We start from the raw sequence: 20,123 nt of genomic DNA on the forward strand, positions 1-20,123 counted from the left end.
CTGGCCTACAGCATCCCGCTCCGTAGGCCGGATAAGGCATTTATGCCGCCATCCGGCAAAAAGCTTACTCGTTGTAGTAATCCACATCCAACCGCTGACCATCAACAATGATATCGCGCCAGGCTTTGGGGGCTGAGTCTAACTGATGCCCGGCAATCGCGTGCAACAGTTGCGTCTTAGAAAACCCGTCCGGCAGTCGGGCGAACGCTTTCTGCGTCCATTTCCCCTCTTTTAAGCCGTAGACCTGGCTCTCGGCAACAATAAAGTTATACAGCACCTGCTCAGGCTGACCGTCACCGTTAAGATCCTGACTCACCAGCACGCAGGCATCCGGTTCAAGGCAGGAAGCGCCCGAATAACTCTGCTCTTTGACAAACGCCCAAAATGCGGCATCCGGCTTCTGACTACCGGGCGCAATCATCACCACCCGCGCTAAATCGTCCGCCGTCGGAGAGACCTTATTTCTCTGCAAAAACGTCATCAGTTCACGATTGCGCTTTCTGTTCTGCGTAAACGCCTCATCATCCCGCAACGATTTCAGCGCTTCCTGGCCTGGTTTGCCGCTGTGATCCAGCATATACAGACTGATCTGATCCGCAGTAATTTTACCGCTATGGTAACGCGCCATATGGCTGTTGACGCTAATACGCCAGACATCAAGTACAGGTGAGGCCAGCAACAGCAATATCACCAGCGTTAACAAAGAGACGCTCAGTATCACCTTGCCTTGCCACTCACCAGGGTCGCGTCCGCGGCGTAACAGACCGATCAGATAACCGAAGGACCATACCAGCAAGACAGACACCGTCAGTGCGCCATACAGACGATCCGGCGTCCAGCCGTATTGCTGAATGCGTACCCATAACGCCCAGCCCGCCAGCAGCATATATATCGGGGCAACCCACAGCGAGGCGCTAATCATGCCGCGTAGTACGCGCGGATAGGGTAATACGCGCTTTTGCGGTTCGTTGACAATCGCCACGAGGAGCAGCAGCATCAGCGTCAGCGTGGATAGCAGCCCCGCAGCGGAAACACGCGCAGAAATCGCCTCCAGTCCAGTAAAGGGTAACGTCACAATAAACAGCAATGCCAGCAGCGACACCACCGGCAGTAAACCCGTCGCGATCAGCGTCAGCAGCTTTTGCACCGCCGCCACAAGGCGCGACTGCGTGCGGGCGAGAATGACCGCCAGCGCCGTAATCAGGCCGATGGTCACATAAATAAAGGCTTCAGTTTCAAAGAAAAGGGTGCTGAAAAAGCGGATGCCCACCAGCCTGAATAGCGCGCTCCAGAGCAGAAGCACCAGCCAGAACAGTCCGTTAGCGACCAGGACGATAAACAATGTCAGTACGTTATGCCATAACCGCAGATAAAACTGGGGATAACGCGCCGAACCGGTTTGCGAATGTAGCTGATATTGCATCCAGGGTAATACCAGCATCGCCATCAACACAAGCCGGAGACCATACAGCCAGAGGAGCTCGGCCAGGCGCCATTTCTCCACCGTCTCAACCTGCCATTTCAGCCAGACGCTCATTGCCAGCACGACCACAAAGATCAGCCCCAGCCAGCCCCACAGCGCGCGCTGTTTAAAAGAGACCACGGTAAGCAATAGCATTGACGACAACGCTATCGTCGCAGGCATACCATAGAACAGCCAGTCGCTATTTTGTGGTACCAGCCAGGCCATCAGCAGGTAGCACAAGACGCCCTGCAGCAAACCGGTGAGCAACATCCCCCAGCGAGTAGTACGTGAAAGCGCTACACTTTCCATGTCGTTATCCAGAATGATGAGAAAGTCGCATTATTGCATCATCTGTTCACCGCCAGGCGTCGTCATGCATAATTCAGAAAAAAACGCAGAGAGGTGAATCGATATTGTTAATGTTGGTGTTACGTAACTTTCTTACATGAATGCGATTACAGTCACATTATGTCGGTCAAAAACACTTCCTTTTAACGTTTTCAGAACATTTTCCACAACAAAAGTAGGTTTCCTGCCATAATAACCGCCGCTGCGTGACAGGAGTCACAGTGTTTTTCGTCAATCGTGATTTTGTCCAGATACGTAAATCTATGAGCCTTGTCGCGGTTAACCAACCTCAAAAAACCTTACTATTTTCGGTAATATATATTGGCTAAGGAGCAGTGATATGCGCGTTAACAATTTAACCCCGCAAGATCTCAAGGCTTATGGTATCAACGACGTCCAGGATATCGTTTACAATCCCAGCTACGACACCCTTTATCAGGAAGAACTTAATCCTGGTCTGGAAGGCTATGAGCGTGGCGTGTTAACTAACCTGGGCGCTGTTGCCGTTGATACCGGTATTTTTACCGGTCGTTCGCCTAAGGATAAGTATATTGTTCGCGACGACACCACGCGTGATACGCTGTGGTGGTCCGATAAGGGTAAAGGTAAAAACGATAATAAGCCGCTTTCTCAGGAAACCTGGCAACACCTGAAAGGTCTGGTGACGCATCAGCTTTCCGGTAAACGCTTATTCATTGTTGATGCGTTCTGCGGCGCAAATGCCGATACGCGTCTTTCCGTGCGCTTTATTACGGAAGTCGCCTGGCAGGCCCACTTCGTTAAAAATATGTTCATTCGCCCAACGGACGAAGAGCTGGTAGGCTTCAAACCTGACTTTATTGTCATGAACGGCGCGAAGTGCACCAACCCGCAGTGGAAAGAGCAAGGGCTGAACTCGGAAAACTTCGTGGCGTTCAACCTGACTGAACGTATTCAGCTTATTGGCGGCACCTGGTACGGCGGCGAAATGAAAAAAGGGATGTTCTCGGTAATGAACTACCTGCTGCCGCTCAAAGGTATCGCCTCAATGCACTGTTCCGCCAACGTGGGTGAAAAAGGCGATGTCGCGGTCTTCTTCGGCCTTTCCGGTACCGGAAAAACCACTCTGTCCACCGACCCGAAACGTCGTCTGATTGGCGATGATGAGCACGGTTGGGATGACGACGGCGTGTTCAACTTTGAAGGCGGCTGCTACGCCAAAACCATCAAACTGTCGAAAGAAGCGGAGCCAGAAATTTATCATGCGATTCGCCGTGATGCGCTACTGGAAAACGTCACCGTGCGCGAAGACGGCACCGTAGATTTCGACGATGGTTCCAAAACCGAAAACACCCGCGTCTCTTACCCGATCTATCATATCGATAACATCGTTAAGCCCGTATCCAAAGCAGGTCACGCCACCAAGGTTATCTTCCTGACGGCGGATGCTTTCGGCGTGTTGCCGCCGGTTTCCCGTTTAACCGCTAACCAGACGCAGTACCACTTCCTGTCGGGTTTCACCGCTAAACTGGCCGGCACCGAACGCGGCGTCACCGAACCGACCCCCACCTTCTCCGCCTGCTTCGGCGCCGCGTTCCTGACGCTGCACCCGACGCAGTATGCTGAGGTGCTGGTGAAACGTATGCAGGCAGCAGGCGCGCAGGCTTATCTGGTTAACACCGGCTGGAATGGCACCGGCAAACGTATCTCCATCAAAGATACGCGCGCGATTATCGACGCCATTCTGAACGGTTCTCTTGATAACGCGGAAACCTTCCGTCTGCCGCTGTTCGATCTGGCGATCCCGACTGAACTGCCAGGCGTGGATACCCACATTCTCGACCCGCGTAACACCTACGCGTCGCCGGAACAATGGCAGGAAAAAGCCACCGCGCTGGCGAAACTGTTCATTGAGAACTTCGAGAAGTATACGGATACCCCGGCAGGCGAAGCGCTGGTTAGCGCCGGACCGAAGCTGTAAGGAACAGGCCGGATGGCGGCTTTGAACGGCGTCATCCGGCGTTAAGAAGAAAGGGAGGGTAATACCTCCCTTTCTTATGCCTCTTTTGTCGTCCCCTGGACGCGAGCCACAGGAACCGGTAGCCAGGCGCGAATCGACAATCCGCCACGCTCGCTGGTGCCAATCTCCAGCATCCCGTTATGGTTATCGATAATACGCTGCACAATCGCCAGCCCCAGCCCTGTGCCGCTGGTGCTACGGGCGCTGTCGCCGCGCACAAAAGGCTGGAACAGATGTTTACGCTGCTCCGGCTTAATGCCCGGCCCGTCATCTTCTACCTGGAACCAGGCGCGATGCGACTCGGCGCCGCTGCTGACCTTAATCCAACCGTTGCCATAACGGGCAGCATTGACCACCATATTCGCCACCGCGCGCTTAATCGAGAGCGGGTGCATTTTCACCTGGATACTGCCTGCCTGAAGCGCAGTGTTAATCTCACGCTCATAGCCGCTTTCCGCCGCAATCACCTCGCCCAGCACGGAATTGAGATCCGCCATCTCCATTGGCATTTCCTGACCGGTACGCAGATAGTCAATAAACTGTTCGATAATGGCGTTACACTCTTCGATGTCTTTATTGATCGACTCCGCGAGATAACCGTCGTCCTCGCCCATCATCTCCGTCGCCAGACGAATACGGGTCAGCGGCGTGCGCAAGTCGTGGCTGACGCCCGCCATCAATAGCGTACGGTCATCGGCCAATTGTTTCACGCCGGCTGCCATATGGTTAAACGCCCGGGTCACAGAGCGCACCTCAGAGGCGCCATATTCACGCAGCGGCGGCGGAATAATTCCCTTCCCTACCTGCAAAGCGGCATGTTCAAGATCCACTAACGGTCGGTTCTGTATACGAATAAACAGCCACGCGCCGCCTATCGCCAGGAGCATGATCGCCAGCGTGTAACGGAAAAGCGGAGAAAAATCGCCCTGATGAATCTCGGTCAGCGGCACGCGCACCCAGATATTGGGCGACAGCCAGGTTTTGAGCCACACGACGGGCGAGCTTTTGTTGACCTCAACGCGCACTTCCGTCGGGCCGCCTAATTGCTGCGCCATCTGGTGGCTTAAGAATTCGTAGTGTTGCGCCCAACGCAACCCGGCCTCTTCGGCGGCTTCGTTGGTGTAGAGAGAGATCCCCAGCTCGCGATAGATTTCCCGGCGAAACGCAGGCGGCACGACTAACTGCGTGCCGTCCTCCAGTTGCAGCTTATCGGTCATCAGCATACGGACTTCGTAAGCCAGAACCTTATTAAACTGCTGGAGGCTCGGCAAAATCGCGAAGTTCAACACCACCAGGTAGGTCGTCACCAGGCTGACGAACAGCAAGGTGACGATGAGCAACAGCGTGCGGGCAAATGAACTTCGCGGCGAGAAGCGCATTCGCCTCATGCTTTAGAACCGTCCGGTACGAAGACGTAGCCCAGGCCCCAGACGGTCTGAATATAACGCGGATGCGCCGGATCTTCTTCCACCATACGGCGCAGGCGGGAGATCTGGACGTCGATGGAGCGTTCCATCGCGGAATACTCGCGGCCACGAGCCAGATTCATCAGCTTGTCGCGAGAGAGCGGCTCGCGCGGGTGGCTTACCAGCGCTTTCAGTACCGCAAACTCCCCGCTGGTCAGCGGCATCGGTTCATCTTCACGGAACATCTCGCGCGTACCGAGGTTCAATTTAAACTTACCGAACGCAATAACGGCCTCTTCCTGCGACGGCGCGCCGGGCAGTTCGTTTGCCTGACGACGTAGCACGGCGCGGATACGCGCCAACAGCTCGCGCGGGTTAAACGGTTTAGGAATGTAGTCATCGGCGCCGATTTCCAGCCCGACGATACGGTCAACCTCTTCACCCTTCGCCGTGACCATAATGATCGGCATTGGATTACTTTGACTACGCAGGCGACGACAAATCGACAGACCATCTTCACCTGGCAGCATTAAATCCAGTACCATGAGATGGAAAGATTCACGGGTCAGCAGACGATCCATCTGCTCGGCGTTAGCGACGCTTCGAACCTGGAAGCCCTGCTCGGTCAGATAACGTTCCAGTAGCGCCCGCAGACGCATATCGTCATCAACCACCAGAATCTTATAATTCTCTTGCATTGTCTGTACTCCCAAAGGTTCGCAACAAATGTAAGTGTGTATTCTTAAAAAAGCTCACGTGAGTCACCAGCAAATTCTGGTATGAATTTCAGGCTAAATTGTTACAAAGCATATTTAACAGCAGCTTAAATATACAATTAATCGGCAACCCCATTATTTATTCTGTCGGGACGATCACGTTATACCCCGTGTGCGCAATATCGACAGCAAAGGTAAATCAACGAGATGAAAACGCCCCTGATCACCCGCGAAGGGTACGAAACACTCAAACAAGAGCTCAATTATCTCTGGCGTGAAGAGCGCCCGGAGGTCACCAAAAAAGTGACCTGGGCTGCGAGTCTGGGCGACCGCAGCGAGAATGCCGACTATCAGTATAATAAAAAGCGCCTGCGTGAGATCGACCGCCGCGTCAGATATCTGACCAAATGCATGGAAAATCTCAAAATCGTGGATTATTCCCCGCAGCAGGAGGGCAAAGTCTTCTTCGGCGCCTGGGTGGAAATCGAAAATGATGACGGCGATACGCTGAAGTTCCGCATTGTCGGCTACGATGAAATTTTCGGACGTAAGGATTACATCTCTATCGACTCGCCGATGGCGCGGGCGCTACTGAAAAAAGAAGTGGGCGATCTGGCAGTGGTCAACACCCCTGTCGGCGAAGCAAACTGGTACGTCAATGCGATCGAATACGTCAAATAAGACAAGAAGAATCCTAAGCCCCCGCTGATGGCTGGCATTTTTGCCAGCCAATCCGTATAACTATCCCCTGATTTTTATCCTGAAGACGAAGCTAACCCATGATGAATGATTCTTTCTGCCGCATTATTGCGGGTGAAATCCAGGCAAATGCCGGACAGGTTGAAGCTGCCGTTCGCCTGCTTGACGAAGGGAACACCGTGCCGTTTATCGCACGTTATCGTAAAGAAATCACCGGCGGTCTGGATGACACGCAGTTGCGTAACCTGGAAACGCGTCTGGGCTATCTGCGTGAGCTGGAAGACAGGCGTCAGGCCATCCTCAAGTCCATTTCCGAACAAGGCAAACTGACCGATGAGCTGGCTGGCGCCATCAACGCTACGTTAAGTAAGACCGAGCTCGAAGACCTCTACCTGCCCTATAAACCTAAACGCCGCACCCGTGGACAAATCGCCATTGAAGCCGGCCTTGAGCCGCTGGCCGATCTGCTCTGGAACGAGCCGTCCCACGATCCTGACGTGGAAGCGGCAAAGTACATTGATGGCGACAAAGGCGTGGCGGACACGAAAGCCGCGCTCGACGGCGCACGCTACATTCTGATGGAGCGCTTTGCCGAAGACGCCGCATTGCTGGCGAAAGTGCGTGATTACCTGTGGAAGAACGCCCATCTGGTCGCCACAGTCGTTAACGGCAAAGAGGAAGAAGGGGCAAAATTCCGCGACTATTTCGACCATCATGAGCCCATTGCTAACGTCCCGTCTCACCGTGCGCTGGCCATGTTCCGTGGTCGTAACGAAGGCATTCTGCAACTTTCGCTCAATGCCGACCCACAGTTTGATGAGCCGCCGAAAGAAAGCTACTGCGAGCAAATCATCATGGACCATCTCGGCCTGCGGCTGAATAACGCCCCGGCGGATAGCTGGCGCAAAGGCGTAGTGAGCTGGACGTGGCGTATCAAAGTCTTAATGCACCTCGAAACCGAACTGATGGGCACCGTGCGCGAACGTGCGGAAGACGAAGCGATTAACGTGTTTGCCCGTAACCTGCACGACCTGCTGATGGCAGCCCCCGCAGGCCTGCGCGCCACGATGGGCCTTGATCCTGGCCTGCGTACCGGCGTAAAAGTCGCTGTCGTTGACGGCACCGGCAAGCTGGTGGCGACGGATACCATTTATCCGCATACCGGTCAGGCGGCCAAAGCGGCTACCGTGATCGCCGCGCTGTGCGAAAAATACCACGTCGAACTGGTCGCGATTGGCAACGGTACGGCCTCGCGTGAAACCGAACGCTTCTATCTCGACGTACAGAAACAGTTCCCGAACGTGACGGCGCAGAAAGTGATCGTCAGCGAAGCGGGGGCGTCCGTGTATTCCGCTTCTGAGCTGGCGGCGCAGGAGTTTCCGGATCTCGACGTCTCCCTGCGCGGCGCGGTCTCTATCGCGCGTCGTCTGCAGGATCCGCTGGCGGAACTGGTGAAAATCGATCCGAAATCCATCGGCGTCGGCCAATATCAACACGATGTCAGCCAGACCCAGTTGGCGCGTAAGCTGGATGCGGTGGTCGAAGACTGCGTAAACGCCGTCGGCGTCGATTTGAATACCGCCTCCGTACCGCTGCTGACCCGCGTCGCAGGCTTAACGCGCATGATGGCGCAAAACATCGTCGCCTGGCGCGATGAGAACGGTCAGTTCCAGAACCGCCAGCAACTGTTGAAGGTGAGCCGTCTGGGGCCGAAAGCGTTTGAGCAGTGCGCGGGCTTTCTGCGTATTAACCACGGCGATAACCCGCTGGATGCCTCCACCGTCCACCCGGAAGCCTATCCGGTTGTCGAACGCATTCTGGCGGCGACGCAGCAAGCGCTAAAAGATCTGATGGGCAACAGCAACGAATTGCGTCACCTCAAGGCCGCTGATTTTACCGACGATAAATTCGGCGTGCCGACCGTGAGCGATATCATCAAAGAGCTGGAAAAACCGGGCCGCGACCCGCGTCCTGAATTTAAAACCGCGCAATTCGCCGATGGCGTCGAAACCATGAACGACCTGCTGCCGGGGATGATTCTGGAAGGGGCGGTCACTAACGTCACTAACTTCGGCGCATTTGTCGATATCGGCGTTCATCAGGATGGCCTGGTGCATATCTCCTCGCTCTCGAATAAGTTCGTCGACGATCCACACACCGTGGTAAAAGCTGGCGACATCGTGAAGGTGAAAGTGCTGGAAGTGGATCTGCAACGTAAGCGTATTGCGCTAACGATGCGTCTGGACGAACAGCCCGGCGAAACCGCCGCTCGCCGCGGCGGCGGCGCCGATCGCGCTCAGGGCAACCGCCCGGCATCAAAAGCGGCGAAACCGCGCGGTCGTGACGCCCAGCCAGCCGGTAACAGCGCCATGATGGACGCGCTGGCAGCGGCAATGGGAAAAAAACGCTAATCGGGTAATACGCAGGCCGGGTTACTTCTTATCCGGCCTGCGATTTTGCAATACGTCCAACCCTTTCTTTTTTAATTAACAATTAAATCTTACCCATTAGAATCTGTTAATTAATTTTCTTCTGCTATCCGCACTATTAATTATCACTTTATTAACAGATGAAACCTTAATTAAACATTAAAAACGGTGAATATTTGCACATTAGGGGTATTTGCAAAAAGACAAATAAATGTTGAGCCATATCAACATCGGCGCAAATTATCGCTTATTTGTACATTCCGTCACATTTTAATCGTTGAAGATAGAAACCATTCTCATTATCATTGTGTTGTTGATTATTTACTCTTTCCTTCGTTGGCTAAACATCGGGTCTCCTGCCGCCCCCCTGAGCGCCGCATGAGGTATACATCCAGTTAGTAAGAAACAAGTAGGTCGTATGCAATTCACTCCTGACACTGCGTGGAAAATCACCGGCTTTGCGCGTGAAATCAGCCCGGCGTATCGTCAAAAACTGCTTTCGCTCGGCATGTTGCCCGGCTCTTCATTTAATGTCGTCCGCGTCGCGCCCTTAGGCGATCCGATCCATATCGAAACACGACGCGTGAGTCTGGTTTTGCGTAAAAAAGATTTGGCGTTAATAGAAGTGGAAGCGGTTTCCTGTTAATACAGTGAGTCTATAAAAATGAAAAAATTAACCATTGGTTTAATTGGTAATCCTAATTCCGGCAAGACCACCTTATTTAACCAACTCACCGGCGCGCGTCAGCGCGTGGGGAACTGGGCGGGCGTCACCGTCGAGCGTAAAGAGGGCCAGTTCGCGACAACTGACCACCAGGTCACGCTGGTAGATTTACCCGGCACCTATTCTCTGACGACCATCTCGTCACAAACCTCTCTCGACGAACAGATCGCCTGCCACTACATCCTCAGCGGCGACGCCGATCTGTTGATCAACGTTGTGGACGCCTCCAATCTGGAGCGCAACCTCTATTTGACGCTGCAACTGCTGGAGCTGGGTATCCCCTGTATTGTCGCGCTCAATATGCTGGATATCGCCGAAAAACAGCAGGTTCGTATTGATGTCGACGCTCTGTCCACGCGTCTGGGTTGCCCTGTCGTACCGCTGGTATCGACTCGCGGCCGCGGTATCGAGGCGCTGAAACTGGCCATTGACCGTCACAACGCTAACGACAACGTCGAACTGGTGCATTATGCCCAGCCGCTGCTGCGCGAAGCGGGTTTTCTGGCCGACGCGATGGCCCAGGAGATGCCTTTACAACAGCGCCGCTGGCTGGGTCTGCAAATGCTGGAGGGCGATATCTACAGCCGGGCTTACGCAGGCGAGGCGGCGCAAAACCTGGACACCTCCCTTGCCCGTCTGAAGGACGAAATGGACGACCCGGCGCTGCATATCGCCGACGCCCGTTATCAGTGTATCGCCGCTATTTGCGACGTGGTCAGCAATACCCTGACAGCCGAACCCAGCCGCTTCACCAGGGCGGTCGATAAAATTATCCTGAACCGCTTCCTCGGCTTACCGATTTTTTTGTTCGTGATGTACCTGATGTTCCTGCTCGCCATTAACATCGGCGGCGCGTTGCAACCCCTGTTTGATGCCGGTTCCGTCGCCATCTTTATTCATGGCATTCAATGGATTGGCTACACGCTGCACTTCCCGGATTGGTTAACCATCTTCCTGGCGCAAGGTCTTGGCGGCGGGATCAATACCGTCCTGCCGCTGGTGCCGCAAATCGGGATGATGTACCTGTTCCTCTCCTTCCTTGAAGACTCCGGTTATATGGCGCGCGCGGCCTTCGTCATGGATCGCCTGATGCAGGCGCTGGGACTACCGGGTAAATCCTTCGTGCCGCTGATTGTCGGCTTCGGCTGTAACGTACCTTCCGTGATGGGCGCCCGCACGCTTGACGCTCCGCGCGAACGCCTGATGACCATCATGATGGCGCCGTTTATGTCCTGTGGCGCGCGCCTGGCGATTTTCGCCGTCTTTGCCGCCGCCTTCTTCGGGCAAAACGGCGCGCTGGCGGTCTTCTCGCTGTACGTGCTGGGTATTGTCATGGCGGTATTAACCGGCCTGATGCTGAAGCATACCATTATGCGCGGCGAAGCTTCTCCGTTTGTGATGGAGCTGCCGGTTTACCACGTCCCGCATATCAAGAGCCTGATCATCCAGACCTGGCAACGCCTGAAAGGTTTTGTACTACGTGCCGGTAAAGTCATTATCATCGTGAGTATTTTCCTGAGCGCGTTTAACAGTTTCTCGCTGAGCGGCAAAATCGTCGATAACATTAATGACTCCGCCCTCGCCTCCGTAAGCCGCGTCATCACGCCAGTCTTTAAACCGATCGGCGTCCATGAGGATAACTGGCAAGCGACCGTAGGTCTGTTTACGGGTGCCATGGCGAAAGAAGTTGTCGTCGGTACGCTGAACACGCTCTATACCGCCGAAAATATTCAGGACGAAGCGTTTAATCCTGCCGACTTCCACCTCGGCGATGAACTGCTGGGCGCGGTTGACGATACCTGGCAAAGCCTGAAAGACACCTTTAGCCTGAGCGTACTGGCTAACCCGATCGAAGCGAGTAAAGGCGACGGCGAAATGGCGACCGGCGCGATGGGCGTGATGGATCAAAAATTCGGCAGCGCCGCGGCGGCGTACAGTTACCTGATTTTCGTCCTGCTTTACGTACCGTGTATCTCGGTAATGGGCGCTATCGCCCGCGAGTCCAGCCGCGGCTGGATGGGCTTCTCCATCCTGTGGGGACTGAATATCGCCTATTCGCTCGCCACGCTGTTCTACCAGGTTACCAGCTTCAGTCAACACCCGACATACAGCCTGATCTGTATTCTGGCAGTGATCGTCTTTAACGTTGTGGTGTTAAGCCTGTTGCGCCGCGCCCGCAGCCGTGTAGACATTGAACTGCTGGCAACCCGCAAAAACGTCAGTTCCTGTTGTTCGGGCACTGCGGGCAATTGTCACTAAGGGATGTAAAAAATGGCTTCATTGATACAGGTTCGCGATCTACTGGCGCTACGGGGGCGTATGGAGGCAACGCAGATCAGCCATACGCTGCACGCTCCGCAGCCCATGATCGACGCCATGCTGAATCAACTGGAGATCATGGGTAAAGCGGTACGTATCCCGGAAGAAGCGGACGGCTGCCTTTCAGGCAGCTGTAAAAGTTGTCCGGAAGGTAAAGCCTGCCTGCGCGAATGGTGGGCCTTGCGTTAACCTTCGCCGGGTAGCGACATAACGCGTCTTATCCGGCCTTTATCCCGCGTTATGTTGCCCGGTACGCGTCACGCTGCCGGGCAATTTTGCGTCATGCCTTCCACAAAGATGAAAGCGTTACCGCCGTGCGCATTTATCTCCCCACGCGCCTCGCAAGCGCACTAATCCTCTACTGCAATCAGCCCGGTCTGCGCGTAGTGTCACGCCATTGAACTTCACCGATGACGGATCGATATGGCGACCTCAACAACATCCACGCCGCATGACGCGGTATTCAAACAGTTTCTATGCCACCCCGATACTGCACGGGATTTTTTGGAAATTCATCTCCCGACGACATTACGTCAAATCTGTAATCTGAATACGTTACGGCTGGAGTCCGGTAGCTTTATTGAAGAGGATTTACGCCCCCATTATTCCGATATTCTTTGGTCGCTGGAAACAAGTGAAGGTGACGGTTACATTTACGTGGTTATTGAACATCAGAGTACGCCGGACGCGCATATGGCATTTCGGCTGATGCGTTACGCAATGGCTGCAATGCAACGGCACCTGGAGGCCGGGCATAAGACGTTGCCGTTAGTGGTGCCAATGCTGTTTTATCACGGAAACCGCAGCCCGTATCCGTTTTCATTATGCTGGCTGGATGAATTTGCCGACCCGGTGATGGCGCGTAAGCTATACGCCACCGCCTTTCCTCTGGTCGATATTACGGTCGTGCCGGACGACGAGATTATGCGGCACCGACGGGTCGCGCTGCTGGAACTCATACAAAAACACATCCGCCAGCGTGATCTGATGGGGCTTGTCGAACAGCTGGTCGCCCTGCTGGTTAAGGGATACGCTAATGACACCCAGCTTCAAAGTTTGTTTAATTACATGATGCACACTGGCGACGCCGCGCGCTTCAATACGTTTATCCGCCAGGTGGCTATGCGTATCCCACAGCATAAGGAGAAGATCATGACTATCGCAGAAAGATTACGTCAGGAAGGGCATCGTAACGGGTTACAGAAAGGGCTACAGCAAGGCAAACAGGAAGGCCAACGGCTCGCCGCATTGCGCATTGCCCGCTCCATGCTAAACGATGGTTTCGATCGCGATACCGTGCTTAGGGTTACCGGGCTGGCGCCTGCCGATCTGGCGTCTGAAAGCCATTAATCTGGCAGAATGATCCGGGCCCGGCAACGCCCTGGTTACAGCGATGATTTTAGCGTCATCAGCGCCTGACAAAACGCCGCCGGATGCGAGATAAACGGCGCATGGGCCGCCTTCGCCATTATCTGTGATGTACTGTGCGGCCATAACGTATCGAGCAAAGGCACAATTTTACGCGGCACCAGACCGTCCAGATAACCATACAAACGCAAAAACGGCATGTTCACATTTTTAAGCGCTTCTCGTAGATCGACCGTTTTTAAGATTTCCAGTCCGCCATTGAGCACGTCTACATCCGGCATAGGCTGCGCCAGCACTACACTTTTTAAGGTGCGGGCATCCTGACGCGCCGTCTCCGTCCCTAACGTTTGCAGCGCCAGAAAACGCTCCACCGTGCGCTGAAAATCGTCGCTAAGCTGCTGCTGGAATCCGCCGAGGATTTCTGGTTTTATTCCCGGCCACCCCTCACGCGCGCTAAAGCATGGCGAAGAGGCGACAGTCACCAGCGCCTGGACGCGTTCAGGGTGGGTGAGCGCCATCTGACTCGCCACCAGGCCGCCCAGGCTCCAGCCAAGCCAGATAGCCTGGTCCGGCGCGTTTTTCGCTACCTGCGCCGTCATCTCTTCAAACGTCATAGCGCCAAACCCCGAACTACGGCCATAGCCCGGCAAGTCGACCAGATGCAGCGTAAAATGCGAGCCGAGTTCCTCGCGAATGCAATGCCATACCTCCGCGTTCAATCCCCATCCGTGCAGCAGCACAAGATGACAATTTCCCTCGCCGTAGGTCTGCCACCAGATGTCATTCATCAGTTACTGTTCTCTTTTGTCTAACAAGGATGCACCTATGCTAACAGTACCGGGATTATGCTGGCTATGCCGAATGCCGCTGGCGTTAAGCCACTGGGGGATTTGTTCCGTATGCGCGCGCGCCGTCCGCCAGCGCGTCAGTCTGTGTCCGCAATGTGGATTACCCGCCGCGCATCCTTCGCTCCCCTGCGGTCGCTGCCTGCAAAAACCGCCGCCCTGGCAGCGTCTGGTGAGCGTCAGTGACTATACGCCGCCCTTGAGTTTACTGGTGCATCAGCTTAAATTTACCCGCCGCAGCGAAATTGCCGCCGCTCTGGCGCGTCTACTGTTGCAGGAAGTCCTCATGGCGCGCCGCAGCACTGGCTTGCAGCTTCCCGACAGAATCGTCAGCGTTCCGCTCTGGTCGCGCCGACACTGGCGGCGGGGATTTAACCAAAGCGATCTGTTATGTCAACCGTTAGCGCGCTGGCTTGGCTGCGCGTGGGACAGCCAGACCATCACGCGGGTACGGGCGACCGCAACACAACATCATCTCAGTGCCAGGTTACGTAAGCGCAATTTGAAAAACGCGTTTCGCCTTGAATTGCCGGTACAGGGTCTCCATATGGTTATTGTGGATGATGTCGTCACTACCGGAAGTACCGTCGCGGAAATCGCGCAACTGCTTTTGCGCAACGGCGCAGCGACTGTCCAGGTATGGTGCCTGTGTCGAACCTTGTAGAGCCTCGATGATGGGCGTATTATAACCAACTAAAATAGTCAACTATTAGGCCATTACTATGATCCGTATTTCCGATGCTGCACAAGCGCACTTTGCCAAACTGCTGGCAAATCAGGAAGAAGGGACGCAAATCCGCGTATTTGTCATTAATCCCGGCACTCCTAACGCAGAGTGCGGTGTTTCTTATTGTCCGCCCGACGCCGTAGAAGCCACCGATACTGCACTGAAATTTGACCTGTTGACCGCTTATGTCGACGAGCTGAGCGCGCCCTATCTGGAAGACGCGGAAATTGATTTCGTGACCGACCAGCTAGGTTCTCAACTCACATTGAAAGCGCCAAACGCGAAGATGCGCAAAGTGGCCGATGACGCGCCGCTGATGGAGCGCGTGGAATATGCTCTGCAATCGCAGATTAATCCGCAGTTGGCGGGCCACGGCGGTCGCGTCTCACTGATGGAAATTACCGATGAAGGCTATGCAATTCTGCAGTTTGGCGGCGGTTGTAACGGTTGCTCGATGGTTGACGTCACGCTGAAAGAAGGGATCGAGAAACAGTTGCTGAATGAATTCCCGGAACTGAAAGGGGTTCGCGATCTGACCGAACACCAGCGCGGCGAGCACTCCTACTACTAAGATTTTCCCCGCATCCATGCCCGATGGCGCTTGCGCCTGTCGGGCCTTGTCTGCCCCACCGTAGGCCGAATAAGGCGTCTACGCCGCCATTCTGCGCCATCAGCCACATCTCAGAACAATGGTTCTTCTTCTTTCGCCGATAACATGACCTGTGTCTCATAATTTAAATTTTGCCTGCCAGGGTCATTTTCAACACCCATATGTTACCCGTATCATTCTTATGGGCACCTAACATCCATATAACATCTGACTACGCTCATTCGTTTCAACGGTAATCAGTATTGGTGCTATTGCGACTCTGTTCCCGTCGGGAACAACAGGAATTTGTCGTCGAAACAATGACGTTACCCATAACAAAGTAAAGGCCAGGTAAATCATGCCATTAGTCATCGTTGCTATCGGTGTTATCTTGTTACTTCTTCTGATGATCCGCTTCAAAATGAACGGATTTATCGCCCTTGTCCTGGTAGCGCTCGCTGTCGGGTTGATGCAGGGAATGCCTCTGGATAAAGTCATCGGCTCCATCAAAGCCGGTGTCGGCGGTACGCTTGGCAGTCTGGCCCTGATTATGGGGTTCGGCGCCATGCTGGGCAAAATGCTTGCCGACTGCGGCGGCGCTCAACGTATCGCCACTACCCTGATCGCGAAATTTGGTAAAAAGCATATTCAGTGGGCCGTAGTGTTAACCGGCTTTACCGTCGGCTTCGCTCTGTTCTATGAAGTGGGCTTCGTTCTGATGCTGCCGCTGGTATTCACCATTGCCGCAGCGGCGAATATCCCGTTACTGTACGTCGGCGTGCCGATGGCCGCGGCGCTCTCCGTCACACACGGCTTCCTGCCGCCGCACCCGGGTCCAACCGCAATCGCCACGATTTTCCATGCCGATATGGGTAAGACGCTGCTGTTTGGTACGATTCTGGCGATCCCGACCGTGATCCTTGCCGGACCGGTTTACGCCCGTTTCCTGAAAGGCATCGATAAGCCGATCCCGGAAGGCCTGTACAGCGCGAAAACTTTTACGGAAGAAGAGATGCCGGGCTTTGGCGTCAGCGTCTGGACGTCGCTGGTTCCGGTGATTCTGATGGCGATGCGTGCGATTGCCGAGATGATTCTGCCAAAAGGCCACGCTTTCCTGCCCGTTGCCGAGTTCCTGGGCGACCCGGTAATGGCTACGTTAATTGCCGTACTGATTGCGATGTTCACCTTTGGCCTGAACCGCGGGCGTTCCATGGATCAGATTAACGATACGCTGGTCTCTTCCATCAAAATTATCGCCATGATGCTGCTGATCATCGGCGGCGGCGGCGCGTTCAAGCAGGTGCTGGTCGATAGCGGCGTGGATAAATACATCGCTTCAATGATGCATGAAACCAATGTCTCTCCGCTGTTGATGGCGTGGTCTATCGCGGCGGTGCTGCGTATCGCGCTGGGCTCTGCGACTGTCGCGGCGATTACCGCAGGCGGCATTGCGGCGCCGCTGATCGCCACTACCGGCGTTAGCCCTGAACTGATGGTTATCGCAGTCGGTTCCGGGAGCGTGATTTTCTCTCACGTCAACGACCCGGGCTTCTGGCTATTCAAAGAGTATTTCAATTTGACTATCGGCGAGACCATTAAATCCTGGTCGATGCTGGAAACGATCATCTCCGTCTGCGGCCTGATCGGCTGTCTGCTACTGGGTATGGTGGTTTAAGCGAGGCGGCTTGTAGGCCGGATAAGGCAGCAATTTGCGCCAGGATTGCCTGATGGCGCTGCGCTTATCAGGCCTACGTGCTCTCACCATCATAAAGCCGGGGAAATCCCCGGCTTTATTACTTCTTCTTCGCGGCCGCTTTTCGGCGCTTATCCAAATCCTTAATCAGTTTGTTTACGCCCTCATCGGCAAACATGGCCTCAAGAGATGCAGACAATTTCCGCCGCCAGTTTTTATACTGATCGCTGGTGCCCGGTACGTTAACCGGATCGGCCATATCCAGCCAGTCTTCCGGCTGAAGCCCCAACAGACCGCTGTTACTGTCGGCGATATAGCGCTGAAGCCCGCGATTTAGCGTTGGCGTCATCGACATTAACGATGCCTTATGCCCGGCGCGTTTTGGCAGACAGCCATATTTATGCAGCGCGTCCAATAGCCCCTGTTTCGCCCGCTCGCGATCCTCATACAGCCCGCGCAGAATCACTTCATCCGGATAAAGCCCCAGAGCTTTACCCAACGTCAGGTCACCGCATTCCCAATAGCCGCGCAGCGTGGGGAGATCGTGCGTCGAGGCGACAGCCATCGATTGTTGCGGATACGCGCCTGGCGCGCGGAAGTTTTTCTCAAGGTCATTTTCAAACCACAGCACTTTATAAGAATAGACCCCGCTATCGCGCAGCTTGCCGACAATCTCAACTGGCACCGTCCCCAGATCTTCGCCTATCACCATACAACGGTGACGTTGGCTCTCCAGCGCCAGAATAGCCAACAGATCGTCAACCGGATACTGAACATATGCCCCCTGATCCGCTGTTTCGCCATACGGTATCCACCACAGGCGCAGCAACGACATGACATGGTCAATGCGCAACGCGCCGCAGTTTTGCATATTGGCGCGCAGCAGGTCGATAAAGGGCTCATACGCCCGGGCGACAATGATATGCGGGTCCATTGGCGGTAGCCCCCAGTTCTGACCGAGCGGGCCGAGGATATCCGGCGGCGCGCCGACAGATGCTTTCAGGCAGTACAGCTCCCGGTCGCACCAGGTTTCCGCGCCGCCTTCCGCTACGCCAACCGCCAGATCGCGGTACAGACCAATCGGTAGTTTAAAACTCTGGCAGGTATCCCAGCAGGCGGCGAATTGGCGCCAGGCCAGCCACTGAAGCCAGAGGTAAAACTCCACCTCTTCGCGGTGCGCTTCACAGAATTGTTTTACAGCGGGAGACTCTACCGACTGGTACGCCTCCGGCCAGGCTGGCCAGCCCCAGCGCTGCTCATCCTCTTTTACCTGATACGCATGCAGCGCGTCGAATGCCGCCTGCCAGTAAAGGCTCTCGCCTTCGCGGGCGATAAAGTGACGAAACTCCGCCATTTGCGCATCGTCGCGAGCGGCAAACCGCGTCCACGCCATCCGCAGCGCCGTGATTTTCAGCGCGGTAACGGTAGCGTAATCCACCCATTGCGCATCGCGCGCCTGTCGCAGCTTTTGCTGTGTGGCGGGCATTTGCCACCATGCCTGTGCCTCTTCGCTCAGGCGGAAATCTTCGACGGCGTTGACGTCGATATATATCACGTTCAGCCAGCGACGAGACGAGGGGCTGTAGGGACTGGCGCTCTCCGGATTCGCCGGATAAAGCGCGTGGATCGGGTTCAGGCCGATAAACGCGCCGCCGCGTGTCGCCACGTCGACCAGCATCGACTTCAAATCGCCGAAATCGCCAATACCCCAGTTTTTTTCTGAACGCAGAGTATAAAGCTGGACGCAGGCCCCCCACAGTTTTTTCCCTTCCAGCAGCGCCTGCGGCTCATAGCATCGCGGCGGGGCGACGATAATCCGGCAGTGCGTACGCTGTTCATCCAGGGTCAACGTCAGGGTGTGGTAGCCCTCCGGCAATGTAGCCGGAAGGTTAAGTTTTTTACCGCCCGTCACGCGCCCTTTGTAATGCACGCCCTCTTCCGTAGTCAGCAGCCAGGCAAACTCACCGCGTCCCTCTACCGGCAACGCCATTTTTTTACCCGCGGTATAAACCTTCACATTCGGCACGACCGCCTGTGGTCCTGTTGTCGTGCCGTGCATCGCCGCCAGCAAACGTCTCTTGGTTTCAGCGCCAATAGACTGCGGTTTGCCATGAGCATTGATGTAACTGGGGCTGATCCCCGCCGCCAGCGCGGCACTATCGAGACGTTTATTTTCCATCGCGCTCCCTTAGCGTTTTGCCTGCCAGATACGGGCCTGATAATCGCGAATAGAGCGATCGGAACTGAACATACCGCAGCGCGCGGTATTGAGGATCGCGGCGCGCGTCCACGCTTCCTGGTCGCGATACAGCGCATCCACCTGCTTTTGCGCCTCGACATAAGCGGCGAAGTCCGCCATGACCAGGTACGGATCGCCCCCCTGTTTGCCGAGGCTATGCAGCATCTGGTCAAAGGCATGTTTATCGCCATCGCTGTATTGACCGCTTTCCAGCTCTTTTAGCACCGCATCCAGCACTTTGTCTTTTTTACGCCATTTCAGCGGATCGTAGCCTTTGGCCTTGAGCGCCTTCACCTGCTCGACGGTATGGCCGAAGATGAAGATGTTTTCCGACCCCACCTGCTCGGCAATCTCGACGTTCGCGCCGTCCAGCGTACCGACGGTCAGCGCACCGTTCAGCGCCAGCTTCATGTTGCCGGTGCCAGAGGCTTCTTTCCCTGCCGTGGAAATCTGCTCAGAGACATCCGCCGCCGGGATCAGCATCTCCGCCGCCGACACGCAGTAATCCGGCAAGAAGACCACTTTCAGCTTATCGCCCACTTTCGGGTCGTTGTTGA

At 55.0% G+C, this 20,123-nt stretch carries 16 protein-coding genes; 10 read left to right on the forward strand and 6 right to left on the reverse strand.

Annotated features, from left to right (window positions below):
- Positions 1–64: 64 nt before the first annotated feature.
- Positions 65–1,774: a DUF4153 domain-containing protein gene (locus tag ACLD11_RS18725; RefSeq protein ID WP_079944865.1), complete on the reverse strand. Its 1,710-nt coding sequence runs from the start codon at positions 1,772–1,774 to the stop codon at positions 65–67.
- A 379-nt stretch (positions 1,775–2,153) separates the two neighbouring features.
- On the opposite strand from ACLD11_RS18725, the gene pckA reads away from it, so the two are divergent.
- The gene (gene pckA / locus ACLD11_RS18730) at positions 2,154–3,773 is read left to right on the forward strand and encodes a phosphoenolpyruvate carboxykinase (ATP) (RefSeq protein ID WP_001265689.1); all 1,620 of its coding nucleotides are present in this window, start codon (positions 2,154–2,156) and stop codon (positions 3,771–3,773) included.
- A 74-nt stretch (positions 3,774–3,847) separates the two neighbouring features.
- Here the strand turns inward: pckA and envZ are convergent, their stop codons facing one another.
- On the reverse strand, positions 3,848–5,200 hold the full coding sequence (gene envZ, locus ACLD11_RS18735) for a two-component system sensor histidine kinase EnvZ (RefSeq protein WP_411012204.1): 1,353 nt from the start codon (positions 5,198–5,200) through the stop codon (positions 3,848–3,850).
- Positions 5,197–5,916: a two-component system response regulator OmpR gene (ompR, locus tag ACLD11_RS18740; protein WP_001157751.1), complete on the reverse strand. Its 720-nt coding sequence runs from the start codon at positions 5,914–5,916 to the stop codon at positions 5,197–5,199. The genes envZ and ompR overlap by 4 nt, the downstream gene beginning before the upstream one ends.
- A 225-nt stretch (positions 5,917–6,141) precedes the next feature.
- On the opposite strand from ompR, the gene greB reads away from it, so the two are divergent.
- From greB to ACLD11_RS18770, 6 genes are all read left to right on the forward strand, one after another.
- Positions 6,142–6,615 carry a transcription elongation factor GreB gene (gene greB, locus ACLD11_RS18745; protein WP_000856695.1) on the forward strand — a complete coding sequence of 158 codons (474 nt, stop codon included), beginning with the start codon at positions 6,142–6,144 and terminating at the stop codon, positions 6,613–6,615.
- A gap of 98 nt (positions 6,616–6,713) precedes the next feature.
- Positions 6,714–9,044 (forward strand): Tex family protein, encoded by a 2,331-nt coding sequence (locus ACLD11_RS18750; protein ID WP_064043899.1) that lies wholly within the window; start codon positions 6,714–6,716, stop codon positions 9,042–9,044.
- A 436-nt stretch (positions 9,045–9,480) separates the two neighbouring features.
- On the forward strand, positions 9,481–9,708 hold the full coding sequence (gene feoA, locus ACLD11_RS18755; protein ID WP_001160955.1) for a ferrous iron transporter A: 228 nt from the start codon (positions 9,481–9,483) through the stop codon (positions 9,706–9,708).
- 18 nt (positions 9,709–9,726) lie between these two features.
- Positions 9,727–12,045, forward strand: a complete 2,319-nt coding sequence (feoB, locus tag ACLD11_RS18760; protein WP_000736983.1) for a Fe(2+) transporter permease subunit FeoB — start codon at positions 9,727–9,729, stop codon at positions 12,043–12,045.
- Between the two features lie 12 nt (positions 12,046–12,057).
- Complete coding sequence (gene feoC, locus ACLD11_RS18765) at positions 12,058–12,294, forward strand: [Fe-S]-dependent transcriptional repressor FeoC (protein ID WP_000157587.1); 237 nt, start codon at positions 12,058–12,060, stop codon at positions 12,292–12,294.
- A gap of 234 nt (positions 12,295–12,528) precedes the next feature.
- Positions 12,529–13,455 (forward strand): Rpn family recombination-promoting nuclease/putative transposase, encoded by a 927-nt coding sequence (locus ACLD11_RS18770; RefSeq protein ID WP_000235952.1) that lies wholly within the window; start codon positions 12,529–12,531, stop codon positions 13,453–13,455.
- A gap of 35 nt (positions 13,456–13,490) precedes the next feature.
- Here the strand turns inward: ACLD11_RS18770 and bioH are convergent, their stop codons facing one another.
- Positions 13,491–14,261: a pimeloyl-ACP methyl ester esterase BioH gene (bioH, locus tag ACLD11_RS18775; RefSeq protein ID WP_000998138.1), complete on the reverse strand. Its 771-nt coding sequence runs from the start codon at positions 14,259–14,261 to the stop codon at positions 13,491–13,493.
- 37 nt (positions 14,262–14,298) lie between these two features.
- Between bioH and gntX the strand changes: the two genes are divergently transcribed.
- From gntX to gntT, 3 genes are all read left to right on the forward strand, one after another.
- Positions 14,299–14,982: a DNA utilization protein GntX gene (gntX, locus tag ACLD11_RS18780; protein WP_000958733.1), complete on the forward strand. Its 684-nt coding sequence runs from the start codon at positions 14,299–14,301 to the stop codon at positions 14,980–14,982.
- Positions 14,983–15,040: 58 nt separating this feature from the next.
- Complete coding sequence (gene nfuA, locus ACLD11_RS18785) at positions 15,041–15,616, forward strand: Fe-S biogenesis protein NfuA (RefSeq protein WP_000619387.1); 576 nt, start codon at positions 15,041–15,043, stop codon at positions 15,614–15,616.
- Between the two features lie 376 nt (positions 15,617–15,992).
- Positions 15,993–17,309, forward strand: a complete 1,317-nt coding sequence (gntT, locus tag ACLD11_RS18790; RefSeq protein WP_001131737.1) for a gluconate transporter — start codon at positions 15,993–15,995, stop codon at positions 17,307–17,309.
- A gap of 118 nt (positions 17,310–17,427) precedes the next feature.
- Here gntT and malQ read toward each other — a convergent pair whose 3' ends face one another.
- Positions 17,428–19,506, reverse strand: a complete 2,079-nt coding sequence (malQ, locus tag ACLD11_RS18795; protein ID WP_411015245.1) for a 4-alpha-glucanotransferase — start codon at positions 19,504–19,506, stop codon at positions 17,428–17,430.
- Positions 19,507–19,515: 9 nt separating this feature from the next.
- On the reverse strand, positions 19,516–20,123 hold a 608-nt coding region (locus ACLD11_RS18800; protein ID WP_411015246.1), incomplete at its 5' end, for a glycogen/starch/alpha-glucan phosphorylase.

It is taken from the genome of Salmonella sp. 741265116_PST (assembly GCF_046567715.1).
Classification (GTDB): Bacteria; Pseudomonadota; Gammaproteobacteria; order Enterobacterales; family Enterobacteriaceae; genus Salmonella; species Salmonella enterica.